This is a genomic window from Cognaticolwellia aestuarii, assembly GCF_002000025.1.
GTDB lineage: Bacteria > Pseudomonadota > Gammaproteobacteria > Enterobacterales > Alteromonadaceae > Cognaticolwellia > Cognaticolwellia aestuarii.
On sequence record NZ_MUZV01000008.1, the window covers coordinates 221,476 to 228,523 of the forward strand.

General features: G+C 36.8%; 8 protein-coding genes. All 8 read left to right on the forward strand.

Annotated features, from left to right (window positions below; translation table 11 throughout):
• The first annotated feature begins 86 nt into the window (after nucleotides 1-86).
• A complete protein-coding gene (rpsA, locus tag B0169_RS13880; RefSeq protein ID WP_077286741.1) occupies nucleotides 87-1,754 on the forward strand; it encodes a 30S ribosomal protein S1 in 1,668 nt (555 codons plus the stop codon).
• 96 nt (nucleotides 1,755-1,850) lie between these two features.
• Nucleotides 1,851-2,138 (forward strand): integration host factor subunit beta, encoded by a 288-nt coding sequence (ihfB, locus tag B0169_RS13885; protein WP_077286743.1) that lies wholly within the window; start codon nucleotides 1,851-1,853, stop codon nucleotides 2,136-2,138.
• A 70-nt stretch (nucleotides 2,139-2,208) separates the two neighbouring features.
• Entirely contained in the window at nucleotides 2,209-2,460 is a 252-nt protein-coding gene (locus B0169_RS13890; RefSeq protein WP_077286745.1) for a lipopolysaccharide assembly protein LapA domain-containing protein, read from the forward strand.
• A gap of 1 nt (nucleotide 2,461) precedes the next feature.
• Entirely contained in the window at nucleotides 2,462-3,631 is a 1,170-nt protein-coding gene (gene lapB / locus B0169_RS13895; protein ID WP_077286747.1) for a lipopolysaccharide assembly protein LapB, read from the forward strand.
• Between the two features lie 104 nt (nucleotides 3,632-3,735).
• The gene (gene pyrF / locus B0169_RS13900; RefSeq protein ID WP_077286749.1) at nucleotides 3,736-4,431 is read left to right on the forward strand and encodes an orotidine-5'-phosphate decarboxylase; all 696 of its coding nucleotides are present in this window, start codon (nucleotides 3,736-3,738) and stop codon (nucleotides 4,429-4,431) included.
• Nucleotides 4,432-4,563: 132 nt separating this feature from the next.
• Entirely contained in the window at nucleotides 4,564-4,866 is a 303-nt protein-coding gene (locus tag B0169_RS19550; protein ID WP_077286751.1) for a ComEA family DNA-binding protein, read from the forward strand.
• A 439-nt stretch (nucleotides 4,867-5,305) separates the two neighbouring features.
• Nucleotides 5,306-5,869, forward strand: a complete 564-nt coding sequence (locus tag B0169_RS13910) for a PEP-CTERM sorting domain-containing protein (RefSeq protein ID WP_077286753.1) — start codon at nucleotides 5,306-5,308, stop codon at nucleotides 5,867-5,869.
• A gap of 219 nt (nucleotides 5,870-6,088) precedes the next feature.
• Nucleotides 6,089-7,048, forward strand: a 960-nt coding sequence (locus tag B0169_RS13915; RefSeq protein WP_077286755.1) for a retention module-containing protein, incomplete at its 3' end; no start/stop codon positions are given.

Genomic DNA, 7,048 nt, shown 5'->3' on the forward strand with positions numbered 1-7,048 from the left:
ACCTAAGGTAAGGATGCGTTAGGTCAATTAACAACCCCATGAGATATGTATGTCGATTGGATTAACTCTGAGTTCATAGACAAATTATGACTGAAAATTTTGCACAACTTTTTGAAGAAAGTTTAAAAACAATCGAAACACGCCCTGGTTCAATCATTAAAGGGACTGTAGTAGCCATTACTAAAGACAACGTTTTAGTTGACGCTGGCTTAAAATCTGAATCTGTTATTTCAATTGACCAGTTCAAAAGCTTAACAGGCGAAGTAGAAGTTGCTGTTGGCGATGAAGTTGATGTGTCACTTAAAGCTACAGATGATGGTTTCGGTGAAACTATTCTTTCTCGTGATGACGCAAAACGCCATGAAGCTTGGCAAGTGCTTGAAAAAGCATATGAAGAAAAAGAAACTATTATCGGTGTTATTAACGGTAAAGTTAAAGGTGGTTTCACAGTTGAAGTTAGCAACATCCGTGCTTTCTTACCTGGTTCATTAGTAGATGTTCGTCCTATTCGTGACACTACTCACCTTGAAGGTAAAGATTTAGAATTTAAAGTTATTAAGCTTGATCAAAAGCGTAATAACGTTGTTGTATCTCGTCGTGCTGTTATCGAATCAGAAAGCAGTGTTGAACGTGATGAATTATTAGCTTCTCTTGCTGAAGGCATTGAAGTTAAAGGTATCGTTAAGAACCTTACTGACTACGGTGCGTTCGTAGACTTAGGCGGCATTGACGGTCTACTTCACATCACAGATATGGCTTGGAAGCGTGTTAAGCACCCAAGTGAAATCGTAAACGTTGGTGATGAAATTCAAGTTAAAGTATTGAAATTCGATCGTGAGCGTACTCGTGTATCTCTAGGTATGAAGCAGTTAGGCGAAGATCCATGGGTTGCTATCGCTAAACGTTACCCTGAAGGCGCTAAGCTTACCGGTCGCGTAACTAACTTGACTGACTACGGTTGTTTCGTTGAAATCCAAGAAGGCGTTGAAGGCTTAGTTCACGTTTCTGAAATGGATTGGACTAACAAAAACATCCACCCATCTAAAGTTGTTAACTTAGGTGATACGGTTGAAGTTATGGTACTTGAAATTGACGAAGAACGTCGTCGTATTTCTCTTGGCCTTAAACAATGTATCCCGAACCCTTGGGAAGAGTTTGCTAAAAACTTCAACAAAGGTGACAAAGTATCAGGTAAGATCAAGTCAATCACTGACTTTGGTATCTTTATTGGTCTTGACGGTGGTATTGACGGTCTTGTTCACTTATCTGACATTTCATGGGCTGGCGGTGAAGAAGCTGTTCGTGAATACAAGAAAGGTGATGAAATCTCAGCTGTTGTACTTCAAGTTGACCCAGAGCGTGAGCGTATCTCTTTAGGTGTTAAACAAACTGAAGATGATCCGTTTAATCAATACCTTGCAGATAACAAAAAAGGTGCTATTGTTACAGGTAAGGTTATTGAAGTAGACGCTAAAGGCGCTAAAATTGAATTAGCTGAAGGCGTTGAAGGTTACCTTCGTGTTGCTGATATTTCACGTGAACGTATCGAAGATGCGACAACTGAATTATCTGTAGATGATAGCGTTGAAACTAAGTTTGTTGGTGTTGATCGTAAGAACCGCACTATTAGCTTATCAATCAAAGCTAAAGATCAAGCAGACGAGCGTGAAGCTATGGATACATTGAACCAAGCTCCAGAAGACACTTCTGGTCTAAGTGCAATGGCTGAAGCGTTTAAAAACGCTAAACTTTAATTCCTAGCAATACCAAGCGAAGAAGAGCTGCATTATGCAGTTCTTCTTATTGTTTAAATCCGATGGCGCGAAGCTATAGTGAACACTGGAGGTCAAATGACCAAATCAGAACTCATTGAAAGATTAGCAGATAAATTAAATCATTTAGCTGCGAAAGATGTAGAACAAGCTATTAAAGAAATTCTTGAAATGATGGCGCACACTTTATCAAAAGGTGAACGTATCGAAATTAGAGGTTTTGGCAGCTTTTCGTTGCATTATCGTGCTCCTCGCGTGGGACGGAACCCAAAAACTGGCGAGTCTGTCGAGCTTGACGGTAAATATGTTCCACATTTTAAACCTGGTAAAGAATTACGTGAAAGAGTAAATCTTTCAATCGCGTAATTGCAGAATTGATGAATAAACGGCATGCTATCAGCATGCCTTTTTTTTATGTTGTTTTGGACGAACTATCATGCGCTTATATATTACCGTTATCCTTTTCCTTCTTTTGTTAGCCGTTGCCTTTATTTTTGGTAGTCAGAATGACCAAGTGCTGACCTTAAATTATTTAATTGCTAAGACGAACCTATCAGTTGCTGCTGCGGTAAGTTTATTTACGACCATAGGCTTTGTATTAGGATTATTATTTGCATTATTTTGGAAGTTATTGCGAATGATAAAACCAACGAAAAATGTAGCGCTGCCTGCAGGGAAAAAGTCTTAGTATGCTCGGATTATTATTTTTATTGTTACCCGTTGCCATGGGATATGGCTGGTTTATGGGGCGCAATAGTGTGAAGCAAAACGACCATAGTGCTCAACAAGAACTTTCTATAAAGTACTCAACAGGGTTAAATTACTTATTTTCAAATCAACAAGATAAAGCCATTGATTACCTACTTGAAGCTTTAAAAGTTGAAGATGATACTGTTGAGGCGCACTTTGCGATGGCCAATTTATTCAGACGTCGCGGCGAGCTAGATCGGGCATTAAAAGTACATGAACATTTAGTACGACAAAAACATTTACCGAATAGTGCTAAACAGCAAGCAGTATTTGAACTGGCGAAAGATTTTCTCAGTGCAGGACTGTATGACCGCGCTGAGTCTATGTTTCATAAGTTATTAAAATCGAAAACTTACGGGTTAAAATCTCTCACCGCTTTAATGCAAATTTATCAATCTACTAAAGATTGGCAACAGGGCATTGCTCTTAAAAAAGCGATTGCGAAAACTCGAGATAGCAAACTATTACACGCTTTGGCTAATTTCTATTGTGAATTAGCGACTTTAGCCTTAGAAAAAGATGAGTTTATCGAAGTTATCGAGTTGCTAGATAATGCATTAAGCCATGATCCTAACTCTTCTAGAGCCAACTGGTTGATGGCACAAATTTATGAAAACCATCAACAATACAATGAAGCTTGCCAATGTTATAAAGCTATCTATGAACAAGATAAAGAGTTTTTTCCTGATGTAATTGAAAAAATGTACCTTTGTTATCAAGCATTGGATGCAGAAAACGATTTTTATCAGTTTATTAAAAAAGTGTATGAGGAAACGGGCAGTACATCGGCGCTCATAAAGTATTTAACCCATATAGAACAAGTTAAAGGCGTTAATTCGGCGAAAAAATTTACTTTATCGGCGTTAAAGCGACGCCCAACTATTCGTGGCTTTAAACATTTTGTCAAAATGCAAATGACAGGTTATGAATCTGTCAACACCTCAGAAAATCTTGAGGTTATTCGTGAGTTGGTATCCGCTTATTTAAATGTTAAACATCGTTATAGTTGCAGAACTTGCGGTTTTAATTCCAGTACACATTATTGGTCATGCCCATCATGTCATGATTGGGAGCAACTAAAACCTGTACGTGGTTTAGATGGCGAATAATCCCATACTTTATAAAAATTGCCTTAGATAATCATTAGTTGATCAGTACTAATGCCAAGGCGTGAAAGTTATCGTAAAAATAGTTACCTATTGAGGAAAATAGCATGATAGATGCAAAAGTTGTCGTAGCCTTAGATTTTGATAATAAAGATGAGGCATTGTCTTTTGTAGATAAGATACAACCTAGTGATTGTCGATTGAAAGTTGGCAAAGAAATGTTTACTCACTTTGGGCCTGAATTTGTTAAAGAACTTGTTAATCGAGGCTTCGACGTTTTTCTTGATTTAAAGTTTCATGATATTCCTAATACCGTGGCTAAAGCTGTTGCTGCGGCTGCAGACTTAGGTGTTTGGATGGTTAATGTTCATGCCTCAGGTGGTATTAAAATGATGCAAAAAGCTAAAGAAGCATTATTACCCTTCGGCGATAAAGCCCCTCTACTGATTGCTGTTACGGTGTTGACCAGTATGAGTGAGGAAGACCTTGCAGGTATAGGTATTACACGAACACCAGCAGAGCAAGTACAGCATTTAGCGACGTTAACGAAAAATGCTGGTTTAGATGGTGTAGTTTGTTCTGCGATGGAAGCTGAATCTTTAAAGCAATTACTAGGTCAAGATTTTAAGCTTATCACACCAGGTATACGTCCAGCTGGTTCAAATGCTGATGATCAAAAGCGAATTATGACGCCTGAACAAGCGTTAAAAGTAGGTGTTGATTACTTGGTTATTGGCCGTCCTATTACGAAGGCAGAAAATCCGCATGCAGTATTACAAGCGATCAACTTATCAATTAGCTAGCTTTAATGCACTTATCGTTAATTGTTAATCGGCTATTTGACAAATAAGACCAACACTTCTAAACCTAATACAGCGAGTTATTATATTTCATAGCTCGCTTATATGGATATTAATTATTAGAAGGAAGGCATAATGAAAACTCATATCTGTTATTTTCTCATCATTTTATTCACTGTAATATCATTGCCGCTTTATGCTACAAACGCTAATGAAGTGACAGAAATGGTTCCCACTCAAGAGTTAAACGTTGTCGATATTAATAAAGCTGATGTTGAAACTTTAACTTTATTAAAAGGGGTTGGAGCAAAAAGAGCCAAAGCAATTGTTGTTTATCGTGAATTACATGGTGATTTTAATACTATTGATGATTTACTCAATGTTAAAGGTATAGGTCAGAGTGTATTAGAGAAAAATAAACGAATAATTAAATTATAAATTATTCGCCCGATGGAGAGGACAGTGCGTGTCAATTGGTCGACACGCACTTTTATTTTTGGTTAATTAATTTCTTCAGCTTATAAACAGACTATTTTAGTTGTCGTTTCTATTAATTCAGTTTTATTACTATGTAATATTTGGGGGCGTAAAATCATATACATTTTAATAATGTGATGGTTTAGTGTATGCTTAGTTAAAAGCTTATGTTTAGCTTCTTATTATCATAAGTTATTTTATTAGATAAACATACTCATATCCTTACATGTCGGCTCTTTTTACAACTCTATAGCAGATATGTGATAGTTTTTTTTAAGTGTTTGTTTTTTAATGAGTGTTTTTTTGTGGCACTATTTTTGCTTACCAATGATGTGCAATATAAAATATAATCGAAATATTTTATCAGTTTACCGTCCAATTAAGGACTTAAGGAAGTAGTATGAGTTCTAAAATTTTATATGTTGTTTTATTCTCTGTCTTTTCACTATTTATCGCTGAAAAGGCTAATGCTGGATTGATTGTTGGTGATTTTTATTCTGACAACAACGGTATTCAATGGCAGTACGTTGGAAGTTTTGATCTAGCAATGGGGCCAGATTTATATGATTTAAATACTCCTACCCCAACTCCTTATAATGGTATTGAAGCGGCTGTGTTAAACTTTGGTGTATTATCCGAGGGCTTAGAATATGCACTGAGCTCAAATAATGTGAATAATTATATTAATGATATTAGTAGTTTTATTGTAAACCATAATGCTTGGTATGATTCTTATGATTTTAATATGGGTTTACATGAAGCGAACGAATCTTTGGTAGCGAATAATGTTGGCGGTCTAGGGTATGATGGCGTAGGGGACGTATCTGCATTTATTTGGGATCGTGCATTTCCAGGTGATAATATCAATCACGTATTTAAATCTATTGCCGTACCAGAACCATCATCTCTAGCAATATTTTTATTAGCTTTGATTGCATTGTCTATCCGTCGTATAAAGAATTAATTCAATAGCCTTAATAACCATTAATAGTATTACTTTTTGATAGTGTTATTAGGGCTTTATTTTTTTATTGTATTTAAAACACCACTAAAACAAAACCTACATCCATCCCTCTGCTATTGTATTAAATTCTATATGTGATAATTTATTTTTTATTAAACTACTTCAATGTTTCTCGTATCACATTAAATGTGATAAATCATATTATTAGGAATATTTTTTATGGAAACCTATACGAATCCCAAAAGTGCACAAATTACAAATGTCGTAGGTGATGTTCGCATAGATTTACCAGACAGTAATTTATTAAGAGTAGGAGATCAGGTTGATCAAGGAACCATAATTATATTAGAGAAAGGTAGCGAAGTTACCTTGACCTATAGTGATGGTAGTCAACAACGAGTGTCTAGCCAGAACAATGATTCGACATTAGATCCTCTTACTGATAGTTCAACGGATCAAGAAAGCGTAGGCATTTCCGGTGATATTGATGTAAATAATATTCAAGATGAAATATCAGCAATTCAAGCATTAATATCTTCAGGCGAAAGTGTAAACCTACCAGAAACCGCAGCAGGTTTCGTTGCAAATGAAGGTACAGATTTTGTTTCGCTCGAGAGAATTGGTGATGAAACGATTGCTCAGGCAGGCTATGATACGAGCGAAATTGATAATAACTTCATTTTTACTGAAAGTTTAATTCCTGAAGATAATGCTCTAGGTAATTTAACAATACCTCCTTCGATATTTGATGATAATGAAGTAGTGACAACGGCAGAAGATACAGCTGTTACTGGCAATGTCTTAGATAATGCCACCAGCACTGATGGTCCATTGTCGATCACCGAATTCAGTATTGGTGGTGTGACTTATACTATTGGCTCAACCGCGGTATTAGCAGAAGGTGAGTTAACCCTTAACCCCGATGGCAGTTATAGCTTTGTTCCGAATGCAAATTACAATGGCCCAGTCCCGGTCGTCACCTATACGGTGCTAGATGGTGTCGGTGATGTGACGGATTCGACGTTAACTATTTCAGTGACGCCAGTGTCAGATTTACTTGATGATAATGAAATAGTGACAACGTCAGAAGATACAGCTGTTACCGGCAATGTCTTAGATAATGCGAGTAGCACTGATGGCCCATTGTCGATCACCGAATTCAGTATTGGTGGTGTGACT